The sequence below is a fragment of the uncultured Roseobacter sp. genome, assembly GCF_947495025.1.
GTDB lineage: Bacteria > Pseudomonadota > Alphaproteobacteria > Rhodobacterales > Rhodobacteraceae > Roseobacter.
The window spans coordinates 353,090-374,670 of the sequence record NZ_CANLXG010000002.1; the positions used below are offsets into that span (position 1 = coordinate 353,090).

The window sequence follows — 21,581 nt, forward strand, 5'->3', positions numbered from 1 at the left end:
ACCCGCCGCCCCAGGGAGAATTACTTGCCCCAGATAGCCGAATAGGCTTCGCGGTAAGGGCTGTCGGGGTCAAAGGCATTGCTGTCACCCAGCTTGGCCAGACCTTCCTGTGTCACCAGCGCAGGCGCCGTGACGTATCCGGAACAGGGCTCGCCCTGAATTGCCCGGTTCAGCTCGTCCACGAGCTGCCAGCCCTGCAGATTCAGCGGCTCGGCCACTGTTATCGCCTGGTATTGCGCGCCGCGGATCCGCTGGAACGCCGCCTCAGAACCATCACCGGCAGAGCCTGCCTTGGGTGATCCCGCGCCCTGAATGCCGGCTGCGGCAAGCGCCGGACCCATAAAGTCAAAATACAGATCATTGATGGCCAGCGCATGCGTCCAGCTGTCACCGTATTTCTGCAACAGGCTGGTGGTAAGTGGCCCCATACGTGTGGATGTATCCGCGATCGGCGTGTCCACATACTCCAGAACCGTACCGCCCATCGCTTCAATGGTCTCTTTGATGCGATCCGCCTTGTCGATGGCGATCTGATAGGTGCTGTCGGTAAAGATCACCGCGCCCACTTTGTCGCCGCCATCTTCCATCGCCCACTTTGCGGCAACCTCCGAGACCGTCATCGCATCCGTTGAAACATTTGCGAAAATGCCACCTGGTGCGTCACAGCCGATTTTGGGCCCTGAATGCCATGCAACCATCGGAATGCTTGCCGCAACCACGCCCTCCAGAGCCGCCTGCTGCTCGACCGCGTCAAATCCGTTGATGATCAGCCCATCCGGCTGCAGCGCCAGCGCCTGCCCGATTGCGGCCGTACGGCCCTGCACAGAGCCGGCTCCGTCCAGGACACGAACGTCCCACCCGATGGCTTCGGCCGCTTCCTCGACACCGTTGGTCACGCCCAGAATACCGCCGTTTTTCAGGTCTGCTGCAAGCACGACGATTGTCTTGTCTGGCGCACCGGCCGGGCCGGACGTCGGGCCATCAAAGGCTGTTTCGGCAGATACCGGCATGCCAAGCCCCGCCATCAGAGCCGTTGCCGCCATCGTGTTCAGGAATGTTCTTTTCAGCATAGTTTCCTCCCAGAAGCTGAGTAGTTTCATTTTTTGGCAGCGCCTTTCCGGCGCTGTGCGTAGCCCGCGATCCCGATTGCCACGAGCAGGGTCACGCCGTTGAAGAGTGGTTCGACCCAGAATGATCCGCCAAATTGCTGGATACCGGAGATACCAACCGCCAAGATCGCAACACCCACGATAGTGCCCCAGACATTGACCCGGCCCGGTTTGATAGTGGTGGACCCCAGAAAGGCTCCGACCAGTGCCGGCAGCAGAAATTCGAGACCCACAGAGGCCTGACCAATCCGCAGCTTGGACGCCAGCAGCACACCGGCCAGTGCCGTCATGGTTCCGGACGTCGCGAAGGCTGCGATCACGTACTTCCGTGTGGGGATGCCATTGAGTTGTGCCGCGCGCTGGTTGGCACCGATCGCATACAGATACCGCCCGACGGGTGTATATTCGAGGACGATCCACAGGATCAGCGTGATCGCGATCAGATAATACCCGGTGATCGGAATACCCATAACGAACGTGGTGCTGAGGGCATAAAATCCATCCGGCAGCACGCCGACCATCTGCCGGCCACCGGTGTGCCACAACGCGAGCGCATAAAGAACCGTGCCGGTACCCAGTGTTGCAATGAAACTGTCAATCCGTGCGACCTCGACCAGCAGTCCGTTCAGAAAACCAGACAGCGCGCCGAGCATCAGAACGATTGCCACGGCGATTGGCCAGGGCAGTCCCAGCATTGTCTGCAGGCTGATAGCGAGGATGTGCCACAGTACGATACCGTATCCTACAGTCAGATCGATACGCCCCGCCGCCATGGGGATCATAGCACCAAGTGACAACAGCGCGATGATCGCTTTGTCCGATATGATCGCCCTGAGGTTCAGCATTGTCGGGAATGTGTTCGGCAGCAGCACTGAAAACAATACGATCAGCAGCACTGTCAGAATGACCAGTCCATAGACCGGCAACAGGCGCATAAGACGTCTGCCGGTACTCAGCCCGTTCATTTCCGCGCGTGTCGGCTCGAGTGCACCGGATTCAAGCGATTGCATTTGTTTGCTCCTCCCCGGAGGCGATATTCCCGGCCGAAGCCGACTGGATCAGATTTTCAGTTGTCAGACGGCTGCCAGACAGCTCGTCTACAATGGTGCCCTGGCTGAACACGATCGCCCGATGGCAGATCGTGGCGATCTCCTCAAAGTCTGTTGAGACCACGAGAATCCCGATGCCCTCGGACAATGCACGGTTCAGCAGTGCATAGATTTCTGCCTTGGCGCCGACATCGACACCTGCGGTGGGGTCTTCGCACAACAGCAGCTGCCGTTTCGTCGCAAGCCAGCGGCCGATCACGACCTTCTGCTGGTTTCCGCCCGACAGGGCTTCGATAGCAAGCGTCGGATCATTGGGCGAAAGCCCCAGATCGTCTCCTATTCTGGAGGCCTGCTCTGCTTCGCGCGCAGGCATCAGCACACTCAGAAGGCCCCGACCCAGCGCCGCCGGGTTGAGAAAAGTGTTTTCCCGGATCGTGAGATTCATCGCCACCGATTCTTCGGTGCGGTCACGCGCCACAAGCCCGATGCCGGATTTCAGTGCCGCCTGCGGGCTTGAGAGATCAGGCGTATCACCGTTGAGCAGGACATCGCCGCTGTGAGGCTCCAACCCGAACAGGGCGCGTGAGATGGCTTCGTGACCGGCCCCGCGGAGGCCGACCAGACCTACAATCTCATTGCGTTTAAGAGTAAAGGACAATGGTCCTACCGGACCAACGCCTAAATTCTGCAACTCCAGAACAGCGCGACCGGGGGCTTCCTCTGATTTGAGCGTCGCACGCGTTTTGCGACCGACAATCTTCTGAACCAGCTCTTCGGGCGTTGTATGCGCGATGCTGCGCACGCCGACCATCGCACCGTCGCGAAGCACGGCAACCCGATCTGCGATCTGGAAAATCTCGTCGAGCCGATGGCTGACGTAGATCATGCCAACACCGCGTTCCCGCAACGGGCGCAGTGCTTCGAAAAGACGGCCAACCTCATCGGCCGGCAAAGACGCAGTCGGCTCGTCAAGCACCAGGAATTCGCTGTCAACGGCCAGCGCCCGCGCGATAGCGACCAGCGATTTCTCGGTGCGGGTCAGATCCTCGACCCGCGTAGTCGGGTCAAATGTGCAATCCACTTTGCGCAGCGCATCCGCAGCAAAAACCTCGACTTCGGACCAGCGGATCATACCGCCCTTTCGGGCATACCCAAGCGCAAGAGCAATGTTCTCGGCAACCGTCATCCATTCGATCAGACCCAGGTCCTGGTGAATGAAGGCAACCTTCTGACGTTCTCCGAAACCGGCAGGTCTGTGGATGTAGGGCGAACCATCGATCAGCACCTGACCACCGTCCGGTGCATGGATACCACCCAGCACCTTGATCAGCGTGGACTTGCCTGCGCCGTTCTCGCCAAGCAGCGCCACGATCTCGCCGCGTCCCACCGACAATGACACATCGCGGAGCGCATAAGTGCCGCCAAAATGCTTGTCGATGCTGTCAAAGAACAGACCCTGCTGCAGGTGCTCTGCCATGTTTCCTCCCCATGCGGCAACCGCCGCACCTTTCGCTACAGGAGGCTTGATGAAAATCCGCGTTACCCGTAACGTATCTCCATCGTCGTTCTGAAGCACAGGGCAAGTCAAGAAAAAAGTTACCGGTAACGTAACCAGAGGGCAGATGGCAGATAAACCAAACAAAAACAATAAAGTAAGCCTTGCAGAGGTAGCCAGGGCAGCAGGCGTTTCCAAGATGACCGCAAGTCGTGTGCTTCGAAGTGAAGGCGGTTACTCTGAAAAGACCCGGGTCAGAGTGATGACCCAGGTAGACCAGCTCGGGTACCTGCCGAATCGTCTTGCGACCGTTTTTGCAGGTGACCAGTCATCGACATTTATCGGCGTTTCGATCCCCGATCTGGGCAACGAGGTCTTTGCTCAGGTTCTGGAGGCGATCGACCGCAAGCTGGGCAGTTTCGGACACCAGACTGTGCTGGGCCTGACCCAGCACACACACGAAGAAGAAGAGAACTGGATCCGCACAGTTCTGTCCTGGCAGCCAGCCGGACTGATCCTCACAGGCCGCTACCATTCAGTGCGCGCGCTTGAGATGCTGCGCAATGCCGGTATCCCGATCGTCGAGATCTGGGACCTGAATTCCAGCCCGCTCGACATGAGCGTCGGGATCAATCACTTTGACTGCGGCTTTGAGATGGGGCGTTTTCTGATCGGTTGCGGGTATCGGTCGCTGGGCTTTGTCGGCACCTCCCACGATACTGCCAATGCTGCGACAGCCCGTCTGGAAGGGTTTACAAAGGCAGTCGAGGATGGTGGCGGACAGGTTGTGCGCCAGCTTTGCCTGCACGATACCGCCGGCTTTTATCCCGGGTTTTACGGCACCGAACAGCTGCTGGCAGCACAGCGCGATATCGAGTGCATCTTTTACCAGAACGATTCAATGGCCTTCGGTGGACTTCAGTACTGCGAACAGCGCGGTATGCGCGTGCCCGAGGACATCGGAATCGCCGGCTGGGGAGATCTGCCTGTCGCCTCAGTACTCAGAAAGCGGCTGACTTCGATGCATGTTCCACATCTGAAGCTGGGGCAGGCCGCCGCAGAACTGATGATAGCCCGCCTGTCCGGCGAGCCTGTCGCCAACACGCGCGATATCGGCTATCGGCTCATTCCCGGCTCAACCGTGCTTCAGCGCCGGTAACGGTCCTCGGCCCGATAGTAGTCTTCGAACCCGACGCGCCGGCGCAGTTCGTCAAAGGGCATCAGGCCGCCTGTGTGGTCCCTGCCTGCTTTCAGATGTTCCAGAGTGGTACACATCGCCTGCATAGCCGCCGAAAGACAGGCAAGCGGATACGCCGCAATCGCAAACCCCATGTCCTCCAGTTCGGCCGGTGGCAGGATGGGTGTCTGACCGCCTTCAAGCATGTTGGCAACAGCCGGAACCGGCACCTCGGCACAGATCGTCCGCATTTCCTCTTTGCTGAAAGGCTCTTCGACAAAGACGATATCCGCTCCCAGTTCCGCGAACATCTGCGCTCTTGCGATAGCTTCGGATAAACCGTGGTCGCGGCGCGCATCGGTGCGTGCCTTGATCAGGATATCTGCGCGCCCGCGGGCGGTTACAGCCGCACGGATACGGTCAGATGCTTCTTCCCGGTCGACTACGGCTTTGCGGGCTGTATGCCCGCAGCGCTTCGGGGAGAGCTGGTCTTCGATCATCACGCCGGCGCATCCTGCCCGTGCGAACCCCTCGACGGTTCGCTCAACGTTCATTGGGTTGCCGTACCCTGTGTCGCCATCAACCATCATCGGCACGGATATGCCTTCCATCACGTTGCGCGCCTGATCCAGCACTTCGCTGTAACTCATCAGCCCGACATCCGGCGCACCTATACGGCTGACAGACGCTGAAAACCCGGACAGGAACGTCAGATCAAAACCACACTGTTCAATCAGACGCGCGGATATCCCGTCGAAGCAGCAGGGCATCATGATCATTCGATCCTGTGCAAGCAATGTGCGCAGGCGGTCCGCCTGCCGGTTCGGCAGCTGTTCGGTCAATGTGTTATTCCCATTTTTCTGGCCCGGTACCTTCTCCGATACCACCGGACGAGGTGACCGTGCAGATCCTGACAGCTTTTTAGCCTCCTGTCAGCGCCGGGCGAAATGGCCCGCATCCCCGCTTTACATTCTGAGGGGTTCTGGCCGACAGTTTACCGGCAACAGCACCGGGTTTCTGCATGTATCTTTCACCGGACACGCCCCTGCCAAAAGGGATTACAGCACCGCACTACATGCCCGAAGCACATGGGACGGGCATCGTGCACTTCGGACCCGGCGCGTTTCATCGCGCACATCAGGCTGTCTATACAGATGACGTTCTGTCCCGTCACGGCGGCGACTGGCGGATCTGCGGTGTCAGTCTGCAAAGCACCTCTGGTGCTGACGCACTGAACCGGCAAGGCGGGCGTTATTGCCTGACTGTTCCGGGAAACAGCGGGCCAGACCGGCGGATTATTGGCAGCATTTCCGGCGCGCTGGCCGCGTCACGCGGGATCGGGCCGGTGCTCGATCTGCTGGCAGCTGAATCCACACGTATCGTCAGTATGACAGTGACCGAAAAAGCCTATGGCATCAGGCGCGACACCGGCGCGGTGGATATTTCGCACCCGGCAATCGCGGCGGACCTTGCAAACCCGCTGGAACCTGCGGGTGTGGTCGGCATCATCGTCGCCGGCCTCGGAAAACGCAGGCTTGCCGGTCTGCCGCCCTTTACTGTTCTGTGCTGTGACAACCTTCCTGACAACGGCTCTCTGCTCCGCACCGGCGTTCTGGACTTTGCACAGCGAACCGATCCGGATCTTGCTGTCTGGATCGCAGAGAACGTGGGATTTCCATCTACCATGGTTGATCGCATCACACCGGCCGCGACACCGGAACTCGGTGCAGATGTGGCCTCGGCACTCGGTGTCAGAGATGAAGCAGCAGTCGAAACCGAACCTTTCACTCAGTGGGTAATAGAAGACAAGTTCTGTAACGGGCGCCCCCGTTGGGAAGACGCAGGCGTATTATTTGTGCCCGATGTTGCGCCCTATGAAAAAATGAAGCTCAGGATGCTCAACGGCGCTCATTCACTCATCGCCTACACCGGTGTTCTGATAGGGCGGGCCTTTGTCAGGGATGTTATGGCGGATCCTGTTCTGCGGCGCCTGGCGGTGTCGCACATGGACGCTGCTGCCCGTACGCTGCCCCGGCTTGCAGCGATGGAGACCGGGGAATACGCCCGCGCGCTGACCGCACGCTTTGCCAATCCGGCCATCGCGCACGAAACACGGCAGATTGCGATGGATGGCAGTCAGAAAATGACGCAGCGGATTTTCCAGCCTGCTTCAGAAGCACTGGATGCAGGTGAAACGCCCGGCACATACGCTGTCGCAACCGCAGCCTGGATGCGATTTTGTGCCGGTCAGATCAATGGCGCGCGATACGCCCTGCGCGACCCGCTGGAGACCGATATCCGCTCCATTTTCGACCGCGCGCAGGGAAGTGCCGGCCGTATCTTTGATGGGTTTTCCATCCTGCCCGGCGTCGTGCCCCGAAGCCTGAGTGAAAGGCCCGCGTGGAGACGAGCCGTGACGGAACACCTGTCCGACTTTCTGAACTGTAAAACCTCTGCAGCTTTTTACGACGCGCTCGCCCATAAGGCCTGATGCCCCTCACCAGCAGTCGTTCTGCGTATCTGTTACGCTTCTGACAAACGATTTCCGGGCAGAACCCGGCAGCCTAGTAAACCGCCCGCCCCAGCTCAGAACGGAAAAAATCCAGCGTGGCCCGGACTTTGTGTGGCAGGTACGCCCGGCTGGGATAGAGCGCCCAGGCCCCGGTGGAAAACCCGGTCGCTGCACAGCGGTACTGCGGGAAAAGCTCTGTAAGTCGTCCTTTCGCCAGATCCTGTGTGACAAGCCAGTCCGGAAGCAATGCAGGCCCAAGCCCGTCAAGCGCCGCCGCCCTCAGCGCCAGCGCACTGGGTGTGAGAAACCATCCGGTCACCGGCACCCGTGTTTCTTCGCCGCTCTGGTCCCGGAATATCCACCGATCGCGAAACTCCGGCAGGGCCGAGCGCAGGCACTCTGTCGCAGCCAGTTCAGCCGGTTTTTCCGGGCACCGGTGCTTTGCAATCCAGTCAGGCGATGCGCAGACAAGGTAACGTGTATCCATCAGCCGCGTACTGATCAGGTCACCGTGCGGGGCCTCGGCCAGTCGGATCGCCAGATCGATGCCCTGCGCCACCAGATCGGCATTCGCATCCTCGACGATCAGTTCCAGCGTAATACCGGGAAACCGCTGCCGAAACGTGGCAAGCAACGGCGTGATGCAAACCTGCGCGAAAGCTACCGAGGCTGTCAGCCGCAACAAACCACTGGGCTCACGACTGTCGGCACCGACCTCTTCTGCAGCCATGTCCAGTTCGTCCAGCAGTGGGACGATGCGCTCCAGATAGAGAGCGCCGGCGTCCGTGAGCGCAAGCCGCCGGGTGGTCCGCTGGAAAAGACGAAAGCCAAGGCGTGCCTCTGCAGATGCCACAACCCGCGACACAGCGGAAGGATCAAGCGATTGCGCCCTTGCCGCCGCCGCGAAACTGCCGAGCCTTGCGACCAGAGCCACTGTTCTGAGAGCGTCAGTATCCATTCATGCGGTTTTTACATGAGTATCATGAAAATTGAACTGTTTTTATCATGAAAAGACGCATGTATCTCCCTGTTCTCAGTCAAAGGAGAACCGGGCATGAACTTTTACGAAAAAACCGTTGTCATCACCGGTGCCAGCCGGGGGATAGGTGCAGCCACCGCTGAGCATTTTGCCGCCGCTGGTGCCCACGTCGTTCTGGCGGCCAGAAGACCCCGCGAAACAGCGCAACTTGCCGAACGGATCAAAGATGCAGGTGGAGTCGCTGAGGCCGTGACCTGTGATGTCAGTCGCTATGACGATGTCGCTGCACTTGCCCGGCATGCACAGTCCGTGAACGGAAGGACAGACCTCTGGATCAGCAATGCCGGACTGATCGACCCCATCGCACGGATCGCGGACAGCGACCCTTCGGCATGGTCATATGTTGCAGATGTAAATCTGAAGGGTGTCTACTTTGGGCTGCGCGCGGCGCTGCCCGGTATGATAAACGCCGGCGGAGGCACTTTTGTGCATATCAGTTCGGGCGCCGCGACCAGTGCTCTCGAAGGGTGGAGTCATTATTGCGCAACAAAGGCAGCCGTACTGTCCCTTACCCGCGTCGCGGACCGCGAGTATCGGGACAAAGGCATCCGGGTAATCGGACTGTCTCCGGGAACGGTTGCCACTGCGATGCAGAAGACAATCAGTGCATCCGGGATCAACCCGGTCAGCAAGCTGGACTGGAGCGCCCACATCACGCCACAGGACGTCGCCCGGGCTGTTGCATGGGCGGCAAACCCTGCAGCGGATGCGTGGCTGGGGCAGGACTTTTCGCTCAAAAGTGCCGAAGGTCGCGCTATTGCCGGTCTTCCGCCGCTGTAGGCATACCTGACTGGTGTGACCTACCGACCAGCGATCTCACTGACCAGCCAGGCAACGATTTCAGCCTCGCTGCGGTCGATATCAACTGTCAGGGCCAGCTCGTCAGATGCCGGCGGTTCAAGAGCAGTAAACTGGCTGTCCAGCAGGGACAGGGGCATGAAATGACCCTCACGCGCTGACATGCGCGCCGCAATCAGATCACGGCTGCCAGCAAGATGCAGGAACATCACCGGCCTGCCCGCACCATCGCGGATGATATCGCGGTAACGCCGTTTCAAGGCCGAACAACCCATCACAACGCTGCCCGTTCCGGCTTTCATACGGGCAGCGACTGCTTCAAGCCACGGCCCACGGTCCGCGTCATCCAGCGGCTCGCCTCTGGCCATCTTGGCGACATTCGCAGGCGGATGCAGATCATCACCGTCGACGAATTCCGCTCCGATCGACGCCGCAAGCCCCTGTCCCACAGAGGTCTTGCCACAGCCCGAAACCCCCATCACCACATAGTGGCGCGCGTTCACAGTGACGCCGTAATGCCACCGTCAACAAAAACGGTAGTGCCGTTCACGAAAGACGAAGCATCGGACGCAAGGAAAATACAGGTGCCAACCAGCTCTTCGACGTTGCCCCAGCGCCCTGCAGGCGTGCGTTTTTCCAACCAGGCTGAAAACTCCGGGTCAGCAACCAGGGCTGCGTTGAGCGGCGTGTCAAAATATCCGGGCGCCAGACCGTTGCACTGCAGACCATACCCAGCCCAGTCCGTTGCCATACCCTTGGTCAGGTTCGCGACAGCCCCTTTGGTCATAGTGTAGGGCGCAATCCCCGGGCGGGCCAGAGCGGTCTGCACAGAGGCGATGTTGATGATCTTGCCCCTGCCCCGGCCAATCATATGCCGGGCACAGGCCTGTCCTACGTGGAACACACTGGCAATGTTCGTCTGCATCAGGCGCTCAAACGCGTCCGCAGGAAAGTCTTCGAGGGGTGTCCGATGCTGCATCCCTGCATTATTCACGAGAATATCGATTGCGCCGTTGCCAGCCTCAAAGCCATCTACCGCTGCACGCACGGCGTCGTGAACTGTCGCGTCAAAAGGCAGCTGATGCACGCCTTCGCCCAGTTCCGCCGCAGCCGCCGCGAGCTTGCCCTCATCCCGACCGTTCAGCACAATCTCTGCACCCGCAGCCATCAATCCTTTGGCCAAGGCAAAACCGATACCCTGCGAAGAGCCGGTAATGAGCGCACGGCGCCCGGTCAGATCAAACAAGCTCAGGCTCATATTACGTCTCTTTCTGCTCGACTTTCTGGATATTCTCAATTTATGTTACCGTTAACAACACTTGTCAAGTAACCGGACGGCCTGATTGCCGCCGCAAAGGGAAACCCATGAAATCCGTTGTCATACATGCCCCCAGAGATCTGCGCATCGAAGAGCACGACGCCCCGGCTCCCGGTCCGGGAGAGGTTGGAGTCGCCGTTGCCGCGGGCGGTATCTGCGGGTCGGACCTGCACTATTACAATCACGGTGGTTTTGGCACGATCCGCATTCGCGAACCTATGGTTCTCGGGCACGAAGTGTCCGGCCGGATCACGGAACTCGGTGCCGGTGTTACCGGACTGACGATCGGCGATCTGGTTGCTGTCTCGCCATCACGTCCCTGCTATGACTGCGCCTATTGTCATGAAGGTCTGCACAACCACTGTCTGAACATGCGCTTTTACGGCTCTGCCATGCCGTTCCCGCACATTCAGGGCGCTTTTCGTCAGCAGCTTGTCGTCGATCCGCGCCAGTGCGCACCGGCCGGCGATCTGACTGCCGGAGAGGCGGCAATGGCCGAACCGCTCGCCGTCTGCCTGCATGCTGCACGCCAGGCCGGCGGACTGCTGGGAAAGCGGGTTCTGGTCACCGGTTGCGGCCCTATCGGCCTGCTTTGCATTCTGGTTGCACGACGTGCCGGTGCAGCCGAAATCGTTGCGACTGACCTGACGGACTTTACGCTGCAGATGGCCGCACAGAACGGTGCAGACCGGGTCATCAACTCGGGCACCGAACCAGAGGCACTTCGTGGCTACGAAGCCGGCAAAGGACATTTCGACGTATTATTCGAATGCACAGGAGTCGCGCAGGCGCTTGCCGGTGCAATCGCGGCAATGCGCCCACAAGGGGTGATTATGCAGCTCGGACTGGGTGGTGACATGACTCTGCCGGTCCAGGCGCTGACAGCGAAAGAACTGCAGCTGCGTGGTTCGTTCCGGTTCCACGAAGAGTTCTTTACCGGCGTTGAACTGATGCGAAAGGGGCTGCTTGATGTGGCGCCACTCATAACCCAGACGATGGGAATTGACGACGCCGTTGCAGCCTTTGAGGTCGCCAGTGACCGCACGCAGGCCATGAAAGCGCAGATCACATTCGACTGACGGAGGGTGTCCTGTCGGTTCACCCTTTCCCTTTGCATCTTCGCGCGGATAAGATCGCGCCAACAACACGGATCGCGCACACCAGCGCCGGGCCGTCACACAGGAGATACCCTTCCATGCCAAGCGAAATCGGCCTGATCGGCCTCGGGACAATGGGTGCCGCACTTGCACTCAACATCGCGGATAAAGGCTTTGATATTGCCGTCTGGAACCGCACCACACAGGTCACACGTGATTTTGCCGCTGGTGCGGGTGAACTGGCAGAACGCATCACACCTACTGAAAGCCTTGAGGATCTGGTGCAGGCCATTGCCACGCCACGTGCAATCATTCTCATGGTCCCTGCGGGCGAGGCTGTGGATGCTCAGATTGACGCGCTGCGGCCATTGCTGGGTCCGGACGATCTGATCATTGACTGCGGAAACGCCAACTTCCACGACACCAACAGGCGCGCCCGCGAAACCAGCGGTCCTTTCCTCGGCGTGGGTGTTTCGGGCGGAGAAGAGGGCGCACGGCACGGCCCTGCGATCATGGGCGGTGGCAAACGCGAATACTGGGACCGCGTGGCTCATATTCTGGAAGCGATCAGTGCAAAGTACGAGGGCACGCCCTGCGCCACCTGGATGGGCGAGGAAGGGGCCGGCCATTTCGTCAAGGCCGTTCACAACGGCATTGAATACGCTGACATGCAGATGATCGCAGAAATCTACGGCATCCTGCGTGACGGCAAAGGCCTCGGGGCTGCGGCCATCGGGTCGGTGTTCGATCGCTGGAACGAGGGTGTTCTGCGCTCTTATCTGATTGAGATTTCGGGTAAAGTCGCCGGCGCAACGGACATCGCTACCGGCGGGCCTTTGCTTGACGTCATCGTGGACGCTGCCGGCCAGAAAGGCACCGGGCGCTGGACGGTTATCGAAGCACAGCACCTCGCGGCACCCATCCCTGCAATCGAGGCCGCCGTCGTGGCGCGCAATCTGTCGTCACAGCGCGAGGCACGCGCGGCAGGCGAGGCGCTTTTCGGGTCCGCCCCGCGCCGCATGCCTCACGACGCACTGGATGAGGGCGTCCTCGAAAAGGCGATGATCGCCGGAAAGATCCTGTGTTATGCCCAGGGCTTTGCAATGATCTCTGCGGCATCCGAGGCCTTTGGCTGGGAACTGGCGCTGCCTGGCATTGCACGGGTGTGGCGCGAGGGCTGCATCATCCGCTCTGATATGCTCAACGACATGGCCCAGGCCCTGACCGAAGACCCGGGCCGTAACCTGATGTTTGCACCGGGTTTTGCCGATCATCTGAAATCCAGCCATGACGCGCTGCGCCAGACGGTAGCCCAGTCTGCACTGCATGGTCTGCCCACGCCCGCACTCGGATCCGGCCTCACGTACTTTGATGCAATGCGGACGCACCGCGGCACCGCAAACATGATCCAGGGTCAGCGCGACTATTTTGGTCTGCATGGCTTTGCCCGTCTGGATGATGGCAGCACAGGACAACACGGACCCTGGGCACAGGACTGACCGGACCTGCTGGTGGAAATCTGGCCTCTCCTGTTAATGGCATCAGCCGCTTTTCTGATTGCGGGCTGGATCAAGGGCGTCGCGGGAATAGGCCTGCCAACAGCGGCCATAGCGATCATGACGCTGTTCACCGACCCGCGGACCGCCATTGCGCTGGTGATGTTTCCGATGATCGGCTCAAACGCCTGGCAGCTCTGGCGCGGTGGGGAAATCCTCAGAACAGCCCGGCGCTACTGGCTGTTCTCCGTCGTACTCTTTACGGGTGTCGTCCTGACCGCTTTTCTCACGCAGAATGCAGGTGACCGGCTGCTGCTGGCCGCGCTTGGTGTCGTGGTTCTGATCTTTGTCGCTGTCAGCTGGCGCAATCTGGTGCCGCCGCTGCCGGATCGATGGGACAGCACAGCTCAGGTGGGGTTTGGTTTATTTTCGGGCGTCATAGGGGGTATGACAGCTGCGTGGGGGCCGCCAATGGCAATGTATCTTGCCACGCGGCAGGTCGAAAAAGACGAATTCATCCGGGCGACCGGGTTCATGATTTTCATAGGCAGCCTGCCGCTTTGCTATGCCTACGCCAGGCTGGGTTTTCTGACCGGCCCTCTGAGCGGCGTCTCGATTGCGATGCTTCTGCCAGCAATAGCCGGATTTTCCCTGGGCGAGATTCTGCGACGCAGGCTGACCGGCCAGGGGTTTCGCAATGCAATCCTGATTGTTTTTGTGTTCTTCGGCCTGAACCTCCTGCGCCGTGCAATCTGGTACGGCTAGCAGATTTTTGAGACCTTTCTGCCGCCGTCGGGCTCCGGGCAATATTGCCCCCGGCGGTGACATGAACTTTACTTGCCGGCGCAGAACCCCGGGGAGGCCAGAGAGATGATCCAGCACGACCGACGCCCGCATAACGGCCTGTCGCACGTTCACGGACGAACCGATGCCCCGTTGCTTGATCTTACCCTGCCTGCTCTTCTGAAACAGACTGCCGGGGCACTTCCTGACCATCCCGCAGCGATTTTCAGGGAGCAGGATATTCGCTGGAGCTACAGCGCATTCGCAAGACAGACAGACCGTCTGGCAGGTGGTCTGCTGCGCCTGGGCATCGGCAAGGGTGACCGGGTCGGAATCTGGTCTCAGAACCGGGCAGAATGGTTACTCACACAGTTCGCAACTGCACGGATCGGCGCCATTCTCGTCTGTATCAACCCCGCATACAGGCTGGGCGAGCTGGAATACGCCCTGAACAAGGTCGGCTGTGCGGCACTGGTAACCGCCCGCCGGTTTCGCTCCTCTGACTACACAGGTATGATTGAAACCCTCGCCCCGGAACTGGCGACGGCCACTCCTGGCGCTCTGCAGTCCGCAAGGTTGCCGGATCTGCGTGCTGTGGTCGTTATGGGCGACGACATCCCCGACGGTATGCTCGGTTTTGACAGCCTTTGCAGTGCGGGCGACGACGTACCGGAAACAGAACTTGATGCGATCACGTCAACGCTTGATCCCTCCGACCCGATTAATATCCAGTACACATCCGGCACCACCGGCAGCCCGAAGGGGGCATGCCTTACGCACCACAATATCGTCAATAACGCGCATTTCGTAACGCAGACCCTGGGCATGACACATGAGGACAAACTCTGCATTCCGGTGCCGTTCTATCACTGCTTTGGCATGGTAATGGGTACGCTTGGATGCGTTACCAAGGGGGCTGCGATTGTTGTTCCAGGGGAGGCTTTCGATCCGGTCGCAACGCTCGCGGCAGTCTCAGAAGAGCGATGCACAGCCCTTTATGGTGTTCCGACCATGTTCGTGAACCAGCTCGCTTTGCCGGACTTTGACAGCTATGACCTGAGCAGTCTGCGCACAGGCATCATGGCCGGCGCACCCTGCCCGATTGAGGTGATGCGCAAGGTTCAGTCACGCATGAACATGACCGGGGTGACCATCGCCTACGGTATGACAGAGACCAGCCCTGTCTCTTTCCAGAGCAACACCGATGACCCGCTCCGGCAACGCGTTTCCTCCGTTGGGCGCATCCATCCGCATGTCGAGGTGCGTATTGTCGACGACGCAGGACAAACAGTGCCGACGGGCACCCAGGGCGAACTGCTCACGCGCGGTTATTCGGTGATGAAAGGATACTGGGGTGATCCGGAAAAAACCGCTGACAGTATAGACAAGGAGGGCTGGATGCACACGGGCGATCTGGCAACAATGGATGCCGATGGCTACGTCGCCATCACGGGCCGGGTCAAAGACATGATCCTGCGCGGAGGTGAAAACATTTACCCCCGTGAGATCGAGGAATTCCTCTATACCCACCCCCAGGTGGCGCAGGCTCAGGTCTTTGGTATCCCTGATGAGAAATACGGAGAAATCGTCTGTGCCTGGCTGGTACTTCAAGAAGGTGCCGACGCGACCCCCGAACTTATCCGCACATGGTGCCGTGAACACATCGCGCACTTCAAAGTGCCCGCGCATATCTCGCTTCGCGACACCCTGCCGATGACGGTGACCGGCAAACCTCAGAAGTTCGTCATGCGGGATCAGATGCTGGCGGAACTCGCAGCAGGCTAGCCGGGCGCTCCCTGCGCAGCAGGGTCAGCCGCCTCAGATCCGCGAGGATATGAGGCGGGCATAGTGTGCGGCGCAGCCGCGCGACAGGATCAGTGATCAGACGGCGCCACTGTACTCGCCACGCGCCGGATATGAATTTGCAATTGCGAAATCCATGGCGCCAACCAGCTCAGAAAAGTGCGGGCGCACAAAAGGCATGGTCTGAACAGAGCCGTAATAAAGGGTCTGTTCAGGCGTGATCAGGAACAGGCCAGGCTCGGAAAACAGTGCCGGCTCCTCAATGCCGATCGATGTCTTTCCGCGACTTGTAGAAATATAGAGGCCGAATTCGCGCGCCTTCGCCAGCGACAGATCATAGCCAAACCGCAGGGTCGCAGCCCCGATTTTTTCCGCCATCGCACGTGTGCGCTCTTCGCCGTCTGAACTGACAGCGATTGTCTTCACGCCGCGCTCGGCAAAGTCTGCGGTGCGTTTTTCCAGCTCGGTCAGGTAGGTTGCGCACAGCGGACAGTGCAGGCCGCGATAAAAGCAGACAACGGTACCGCGCTCGGATCCGTCAGATGACAGATCAAAATCACCGTGATCCAGTGTTGGCAGTCGAAGATCAGGGACTTTCTGGCGGGGCATCAGCATGGCGCATTCCTTTCTCGTGTTATGACTGCACGGGTCCTTGCACAGAAAGTGCGGTATAACCAGTAGCGTAAAATCACTTCCGCTTGTGGTTTGTGACACGCAGCCAATGTCGCGAACAGACATGCCCGTGAATGGTTCTGCTCTTCTGATAACAGATACCGCTTTGAGAAAGGGCCCCGGATGTCACAACAGTACTCCCGTATCGCAGAGTTCATCGCCCGTCCTGGTGTTCCCGCGTCGGCCCGCGACCGGGTCTCTCTGCTGCTGACAGATACAATCGGTGTTGCCGCCGGTGCCACACATCTTGAACCGTCAGAGATCGCGCGCCGGCATGCTGTGCGGTTTCACAGGGCCGCTGATCCGGCAGACAGCGCGCCCATGCTGTTTGATGGCAGGATGGTGTCGGTTCCGGCATCCGCCTATGCGGCAGCAACGCAGATCGACAATCTTGATGCACATGATGGTTTTAATCCCGTCAAAGGTCACATCGGTTGCGCGGTGGTACCCGCATTATTCGCTTTTGCAGCAGCGCGCCCCAACCTGACCGCGCGGGACGCGCTGGATATCCTGGCCATGTCCTATGAAATCAGCGCGCGGGCCGGGCTGGCCCTGCATGCCAGCGTTTCTGACTATCACACCTCCGGCGCATGGAACGCGCTGGGTGTGGCCGCGATCGGGTGCAGGCTGCGTGATGCTGACGCGACACAGACACGCGAGGCACTTGGCATTGCAGAATACCACGGACCGCGCAGCCAGATGATGCGTGAAATCGAAACCCCGACTATGTTGCACGATGGATCGGGCATGGGGGCTTTCACGGGCGCAATGGCCGCCTTACTCGCACTGGACGGATTTCAGGGGGCGCCCGCTATCACCGTTGAAGCGCCGGACATCCGGGAATACTGGGATGATCTGGGCACACGCTGGACGCTTGAGGAAAACTACATCAAGCCCTACCCCGTCTGCCGTTGGGCACATGCTCCGCTGGACGGGTTGCGCGCTGTGATGCACCGGCACGACCTTGCTCATACCGATATCAGCGCCATTGACGTGCACACTTTCGCAGAAGGAGCCGCGCTCTATCCGGGCCTGCCGGAAACCACCGGCCAGGCGCAGTATTCGATGCACTTCGCATTGTCTGTGCTGATGTGCTATGGCCAGGTCGGACCTGAACATATTTCAGGCCCGGGTCTGCATGATCCGGACGTCGCAGCCCTGATCAGACGGATTACAGTCCACGAAGACACCGGTCACAATGCCCGTTTTCCTCAGCGCCGCACAGCAGAGGTCGTGGTCACCCTGAATGACGGCACGACACTGCGCTCAGGCGTCACGGATGCGCGCGGTGGCCCGGACACCTGGTTGCCGGAAGCCGAATACGAAGAGAAATTCATGCAGTTCTGCGCGCCGGTCACCGGGGATGCGCGTGCCGCCCGTCTATGGAATATGCGGATGCGTATGGTTGACGAGGGCGATATGCTCTTCAGCGACCTGGTCGATCTGGTCACCCAACCCGTTCCCCCGCGCAACTAGCGCCAGTTCAGACGATCAGACCAGCGGCGGGCGGTTATCGCAAACACCTGTGACCAGACTTGCTCCCGGGGCAAAAGGGTGGCTAAAGGTTTCCGAAGGTTTCTGCCGGAGGTGCTGCCCGATGACTTTTGACCGTTCTGTAAAAATCGCTCCGTCGATCCTGTCTGCCGATTTCGCAAACTTCGGCGCAGAGTGCGAAGCCATCGAGGCCGAAGGTGCCGACTGGGTCCACGTCGACGTGATGGACGGCCATTTTGTCCCGAATATCACTTTCGGCCCGGCGACCTGTGCGGCGATCAGACCCCACATAAAGGGGGTCATGGACGTCCACCTGATGATCGCGCCGGTTGATCCCTATATCACTGCATTTGCCGAGGCCGGTGCAGACGTCATTACGGCGCATGTCGAGGCCGGCCCGCATATCCATCGCACGCTGCAGGCCATCCGTGCGGCAGGCGCAAAGGCCGGTGTCGCACTCAACCCCGGCACGCCCGCCGAGGCCGTTTCAGGCCTTCTGGATATGGTCGATCTGATCTGTGTCATGACGGTAAACCCCGGATTTGGCGGACAGAAATTCATTGCCTCTCAGGTCGACAAAGTGCGGACACTACGGAGCATCATCGGTGATCGCCCAGTTCACATTGAGATTGACGGTGGTGTAGATCCGAAAACGGCGCCGCTTGTCGCGCGTGCGGGTGCTGATGTGCTGGTGGCAGGCTCTGCCGTCTTCCGGGGCGGATCAGTCAGCAACCCTGCGCCCTATGGTGACAATATCCGCGCCATCCGCGAGGCCGCTTCGGGCGTCTGGGCCTGATACTCTGCCTCTTTCAGCGGCCGCTCGGCACTAGCCGTTAAGGGCCTCAAACGAACGGCCCTCACGCACCAGATCTTCGAGTAAAGGTGCCGGTTTCCAGAACCATGCGTCCCCTTCTGCCAGCTTCCGGATATCAGACAGTACATCCGACAGGCCTGTCATATCCGCCCACTTCATCGGTCCACCCCGATACCTGGGAAACCCGTAGCCCGCGACCAGCACAACATCAACGTCGAGCGGCCTCCGCGCGATGCCTTCCTCCAGCAGCTTTGCCCCCTCGTTGACCATGGCCAGCAGATAGCGTGCAACAATCTGGTCCGGGCTGAAGTCACGGGGCACGATGCCAAGTTCCGCACGCTCTGCCTCGATAAAACCTGTGACATCTGAATTGGGTGTGCCAGCACGCATGCCGTCCTCATAAAGGTAAAAGCCACGGCCCGTCTTTTGCCCGAAATGGCCCGCTTCACAAAGGCGGTCCGGATAGCGACCAACCCGTTCTCGCGGATCACGGTGCGGTGCCAGCCGTTTGCGCGTGGCCCAGGCAATATCGAGACCGGCAAGGTCAGAAACCGCAAACGGCCCCATGGCAAAACCAAACTCTGTCAACGCTTTGTCAATTGCCCAGGGGCTCGCACCATCCAGCACCATATGATCTGCAGCTGTCCTGCAGGCATTCAGCAGACGATTGCCGATGAACCCGTCACAGACACCCGCGCGCACGGAAATCTTGCCCAGTGCTTTGCCCAGTGCAAAACCGGTCGCGGTCACATCCGGTGCGGTGTGTTCTGCCACAACAACCTCGAGCAGCTTCATAATATGCGCCGGAGAGAAGAAATGCAGACCGATCACATCCGCAGGACGCGAGGTGGCAGCGGCAATTTCATTGATGTCCAGATAGGACGTATTCGTTGCCAGTACCGCACCGGGCCTGCATATTCTGTCCAGTTCTGAAAACACGTCGCGTTTTACGGCCATATCCTCAAAAACGGCTTCGATCACCAGATCGGCCTGCGAAAGGTCAGCGTATTCTGTGGTCGTCTGCAAAGCGTCCGACAGCAGGGTGTCGTACCTGTCCTGACTGATTTTTCCACGCCGCAAGGCCCCGGCAAGATTTCCCGCAATTCGGTTCCGCGCTTTATCCGCAGCCTCCGGCGTCATTTCGAGCAGTACTACATTCAGGCCTGCGAGCAGTACCGCTGTGGCGATACCAGCGCCCATTGTGCCACCGCCGACCACTCCCACATGGCCGACAGCCCGCGGCTCCACTCCCCTGAGGTCAGGCAGATTGCTCACAGCCCGCTCTGAGAAAAAGGAATGGATCATTCCCTGACGCTGGTCGGTTTCCATAAGTTCGCGGAAGATGCGCCGTTCCTCTGCAAGCCCTTCTGCAAAAGGCAGTTCGGTACTGGCCTGGATCGCGCGGACTGCGGCTGCCGGCGAAATCTGTCCACGACCCTTTTTCAGGGTTGCTGCGTATACTGCATCCCAGTCGAGCGGCGCTGGTGACGGCAACCCGCTGACCGGCCGCCGTTCCATTCCTTTGTCCAAAAGAGCGCGGGTTGCAACCAGACCCTCTTCCTCCGGGTCGCCCTCGCGGATCTCGTCCACAACCCCAAGCGCCAGCGCCTCAGCGGCGCCAACATGACGACCCGAGGTGATCATATCCACCGCGGCCCCGGACCCCACCACTCGGGGCAGGCGCTGCGTCCCGCCGGCACCCGGGATCAGGCCCAGGTGCACTTCGGGCAGACCAACTCTGGCGCTGGGCTGGGCCACACGGTAATGCGCCGAGAGAGCCACTTCCAACCCGCCACCAAGGCTGACACCGTGCATTGACGCAACCACGAGCAATGGTGAGGCCTCAATCCGGTTGCACAGATCAGGCAGGTGAGGCTCTGCAGGAGGTTTGCCAAACTCCCGGATATCGGCACCCGCGATGAACGTCCGCCCGTCGCCGACCAGCAGGACCGCCCGGACACCATCGTCCGCCTCGGCCCGGTCCATGCAGTCCTGCAGACCTGCACGCACGGCCTGGCCCAGCGCGTTTACCGGCGGATTGGCTATCCGGATGACCGCTATGTCACCAAGACGTCTGTAATTCACCTTATCGGTCATCCCCGATCCTCCCCTGCCGGCTGCCTGCGATGAGTGCCGGCGGCTGGCCTGTCTGACGTTCGAGCGTCTGCACAACATCCCGCAGCGCCGGTCCTGTCTCGTTTTCCAGATGTGCGGCTGTCATGACACGCGCCGGTCCCCCGCACGAAAAGACCACCGGCGCCCCGAACGCCGGCACAAAATACGGGACACTCACGGCATTTACCTGCCCCGACGCGCGATCGGCTCCGGTGGCAATTGTAAATCCGCGTCGCAACAGCTGCATATGACCGTTTTCCCGAAAAGCCCTCAGAGGCGGGTCGGGCTCCAGCGCCTCGAACTTTGCTGCGGACAAAGCAGCCACCCATGCCTGCCCGGAGGACGTGCCCAACAAAGGAATCCGGTGACCGTCACGGACACGCAGTACCATCCCGCCGGCTGGTTGCCAGGTGTGGGTCAGAACCATCTGACGATCGTGAGCCAGAGCAATCGTACACAGCGTGCCGGTTTCTTCCGCCAGTCTCTGCATCTGCCCTGACACCTGCGGAATGAACGGGACCGAAAGACCCGACGCGGCCCCGAGGATAACGGCGGCGGGTCCGGGATAGAACGGACCATTGCGCTCGGGGTGACTGAGGTAGCCAAGTGTGCACAGCGTATAGGTAAGGCGCGAGACCGTTGGCTTGGGCAGTCCGGTAGCCCGCGCAATACCTGCGTGTGTCAGCGGCTCACCTGATACAGCCAGCGCCTGCAGGACACCCAGTCCGCGGGCCAGGGTGTTGGCGAACTTGCGGTCCGACGGCGACGCACTCACCGGCAGGGCCGTGTGGTATGCAAACCTGACATGTC

General features: G+C 60.0%; 19 protein-coding genes. 9 read left to right on the forward strand and 10 right to left on the reverse strand.

What is annotated here, in order from left to right:
• Positions 1-20 precede the first annotated feature (20 nt).
• Genes Q0792_RS09810 through Q0792_RS09820 form a run of 3 tightly spaced genes read right to left on the reverse strand, consistent with a single transcriptional unit; the run spans position 21 to position 3,635 of the window.
• Positions 21-1,070, reverse strand: a complete 1,050-nt coding sequence (locus Q0792_RS09810; protein ID WP_298839600.1) for a substrate-binding domain-containing protein — start codon at positions 1,068-1,070, stop codon at positions 21-23.
• A 26-nt stretch (positions 1,071-1,096) separates the two neighbouring features.
• Positions 1,097-2,119 (reverse strand): ABC transporter permease, encoded by a 1,023-nt coding sequence (locus Q0792_RS09815; RefSeq protein WP_298839605.1) that lies wholly within the window; start codon positions 2,117-2,119, stop codon positions 1,097-1,099.
• Positions 2,106-3,635, reverse strand: a complete 1,530-nt coding sequence (locus tag Q0792_RS09820) for a sugar ABC transporter ATP-binding protein (RefSeq protein ID WP_298839608.1) — start codon at positions 3,633-3,635, stop codon at positions 2,106-2,108. Before Q0792_RS09820 ends, Q0792_RS09815 begins: the two co-directional genes overlap by 14 nt.
• Positions 3,636-3,780: 145 nt before the next feature.
• Between Q0792_RS09820 and Q0792_RS09825 the strand changes: the two genes are divergently transcribed.
• Positions 3,781-4,812, forward strand: coding sequence for a LacI family DNA-binding transcriptional regulator (locus tag Q0792_RS09825; protein ID WP_298839611.1), 1,032 nt, complete (start codon positions 3,781-3,783; stop codon positions 4,810-4,812).
• On the opposite strand, the gene Q0792_RS09830 is transcribed toward Q0792_RS09825, so the two are convergent.
• Positions 4,800-5,672: an isocitrate lyase/PEP mutase family protein gene (locus Q0792_RS09830; protein ID WP_298839614.1), complete on the reverse strand. Its 873-nt coding sequence runs from the start codon at positions 5,670-5,672 to the stop codon at positions 4,800-4,802. The two genes, Q0792_RS09825 and Q0792_RS09830, sit on opposite strands and share 13 nt — an antisense overlap.
• Positions 5,673-5,851: 179 nt before the next feature.
• Between Q0792_RS09830 and Q0792_RS09835 the strand changes: the two genes are divergently transcribed.
• Positions 5,852-7,321 carry a mannitol dehydrogenase family protein gene (locus Q0792_RS09835; protein WP_298839617.1) on the forward strand — a complete coding sequence of 490 codons (1,470 nt, stop codon included), beginning with the start codon at positions 5,852-5,854 and terminating at the stop codon, positions 7,319-7,321.
• 73 nt (positions 7,322-7,394) lie between these two features.
• Here the strand turns inward: Q0792_RS09835 and Q0792_RS09840 are convergent, their stop codons facing one another.
• A complete protein-coding gene (locus tag Q0792_RS09840) occupies positions 7,395-8,300 on the reverse strand; it encodes a LysR family transcriptional regulator (protein WP_298839620.1) in 906 nt (301 codons plus the stop codon).
• A 96-nt stretch (positions 8,301-8,396) separates the two neighbouring features.
• On the opposite strand from Q0792_RS09840, the gene Q0792_RS09845 reads away from it, so the two are divergent.
• Entirely contained in the window at positions 8,397-9,161 is a 765-nt protein-coding gene (locus Q0792_RS09845) for an SDR family oxidoreductase (RefSeq protein ID WP_298839623.1), read from the forward strand.
• A 20-nt stretch (positions 9,162-9,181) separates the two neighbouring features.
• Here Q0792_RS09845 and Q0792_RS09850 read toward each other — a convergent pair whose 3' ends face one another.
• Complete coding sequence (locus Q0792_RS09850; protein ID WP_298839626.1) at positions 9,182-9,682, reverse strand: gluconokinase; 501 nt, start codon at positions 9,680-9,682, stop codon at positions 9,182-9,184.
• Entirely contained in the window at positions 9,679-10,437 is a 759-nt protein-coding gene (locus Q0792_RS09855) for an SDR family oxidoreductase (protein ID WP_298839629.1), read from the reverse strand. Before Q0792_RS09855 ends, Q0792_RS09850 begins: the two co-directional genes overlap by 4 nt.
• A gap of 107 nt (positions 10,438-10,544) precedes the next feature.
• Here Q0792_RS09855 and Q0792_RS09860 point away from each other — a divergent pair, with 107 nt between their 5' ends.
• From Q0792_RS09860 to Q0792_RS09875, 4 genes are all read left to right on the forward strand, one after another.
• On the forward strand, positions 10,545-11,576 hold the full coding sequence (locus tag Q0792_RS09860; protein WP_298839631.1) for an L-idonate 5-dehydrogenase: 1,032 nt from the start codon (positions 10,545-10,547) through the stop codon (positions 11,574-11,576).
• Between the two features lie 116 nt (positions 11,577-11,692).
• Complete coding sequence (gene gndA, locus Q0792_RS09865; protein ID WP_298839633.1) at positions 11,693-13,093, forward strand: NADP-dependent phosphogluconate dehydrogenase; 1,401 nt, start codon at positions 11,693-11,695, stop codon at positions 13,091-13,093.
• 36 nt (positions 13,094-13,129) lie between these two features.
• Positions 13,130-13,855, forward strand: a complete 726-nt coding sequence (locus tag Q0792_RS09870; protein ID WP_298839635.1) for a sulfite exporter TauE/SafE family protein — start codon at positions 13,130-13,132, stop codon at positions 13,853-13,855.
• Positions 13,856-13,960: 105 nt separating this feature from the next.
• Positions 13,961-15,658, forward strand: coding sequence for an AMP-binding protein (locus Q0792_RS09875; protein ID WP_298839637.1), 1,698 nt, complete (start codon positions 13,961-13,963; stop codon positions 15,656-15,658).
• A 96-nt stretch (positions 15,659-15,754) separates the two neighbouring features.
• Here the strand turns inward: Q0792_RS09875 and Q0792_RS09880 are convergent, their stop codons facing one another.
• A complete protein-coding gene (locus tag Q0792_RS09880; RefSeq protein ID WP_298839640.1) occupies positions 15,755-16,291 on the reverse strand; it encodes a peroxiredoxin-like family protein in 537 nt (178 codons plus the stop codon).
• 180 nt (positions 16,292-16,471) lie between these two features.
• Between Q0792_RS09880 and Q0792_RS09885 the strand changes: the two genes are divergently transcribed.
• On the forward strand, positions 16,472-17,824 hold the full coding sequence (locus Q0792_RS09885; protein WP_298839642.1) for an MmgE/PrpD family protein: 1,353 nt from the start codon (positions 16,472-16,474) through the stop codon (positions 17,822-17,824).
• Positions 17,825-17,945: 121 nt separating this feature from the next.
• Positions 17,946-18,638 carry a ribulose-phosphate 3-epimerase gene (gene rpe / locus Q0792_RS09890; RefSeq protein ID WP_298839645.1) on the forward strand — a complete coding sequence of 231 codons (693 nt, stop codon included), beginning with the start codon at positions 17,946-17,948 and terminating at the stop codon, positions 18,636-18,638.
• A gap of 30 nt (positions 18,639-18,668) precedes the next feature.
• Here the strand turns inward: rpe and Q0792_RS09895 are convergent, their stop codons facing one another.
• Both Q0792_RS09895 and Q0792_RS09900 read right to left on the reverse strand, forming a co-directional pair.
• Positions 18,669-20,753, reverse strand: a complete 2,085-nt coding sequence (locus Q0792_RS09895; RefSeq protein WP_298839647.1) for a 3-hydroxyacyl-CoA dehydrogenase NAD-binding domain-containing protein — start codon at positions 20,751-20,753, stop codon at positions 18,669-18,671.
• Positions 20,743-21,546: a helix-turn-helix domain-containing protein gene (locus tag Q0792_RS09900; protein ID WP_298839650.1), complete on the reverse strand. Its 804-nt coding sequence runs from the start codon at positions 21,544-21,546 to the stop codon at positions 20,743-20,745. The genes Q0792_RS09895 and Q0792_RS09900 overlap by 11 nt, the downstream gene beginning before the upstream one ends.
• Positions 21,547-21,581 lie beyond the last annotated feature (35 nt).